This is a genomic window from Rossellomorea aquimaris (assembly GCF_000935355.1).
Lineage (GTDB): Bacteria > Bacillota > Bacilli > Bacillales > Bacillaceae_B > Rossellomorea > Rossellomorea aquimaris_B.
Map to the genome: position 1 here is coordinate 1 of NZ_JXZC01000031.1, position 615 is coordinate 615.

The window sequence follows — 615 nt, forward strand, 5'->3', positions numbered from 1 at the left end:
ATTTTGGCATGAAGGCCCACATCGGCGCCGATGACGAATCGGGTCTGGTGCACAGCGTAGTGGGCACGGCGGCCAATGTGGCGGATGTCACCCAGGTGGACAAATTGCTGCATGGCGACGAAAACGTGGTCTGCGCCGATGCAGGCTACACCGGTGTCGAAAAGCGGCCCGAGCATGAAGGACGTGAAGTTATCTGGCAGGTGGCGGCACGCCGCAGCACCTACAAAAAACTCGATAAGCGCAGCGTGCTGTACAAAGCCAAGCGCAAGATTGAAAAGGCCAAGGCTCAGGTGCGCGCCAAGGTCGAGCATCCGTTCCGGGTAATCAAGCGCCAGTTCGGTTACACCAAGGTGCGCTTTCGCGGCTTGGCCAAAAACACGGCGCAACTGGTGACACTGTTCGCTCTGTCGAACCTGTGGATGGCGCGCCGACATTTACTGACGAATGCAGGAGAGGTGCGCCTGTAATGCGGGAAATGGCCACCGGAGTGGGGTCCGGGTGGCGAAAACGTAAGAAATACTCGTCGAATTGATTGTTTTTTGATCATTTGGCGAGTTTAAAAGTTGCGCTAGGTGGTATGCCGGGGAAATACATGGCTACTTCAGACCATCCCTA

General features: G+C 56.1%; 1 pseudogene. It reads left to right on the forward strand.

From position 1 onward, the window contains the following. Positions 1-467 (forward strand): annotated as a pseudogene (locus tag TV75_RS20920) (IS5-like element IS1384 family transposase); the annotation flags it as partial. Between the last annotated feature and the right edge of the window lie 148 nt (positions 468-615).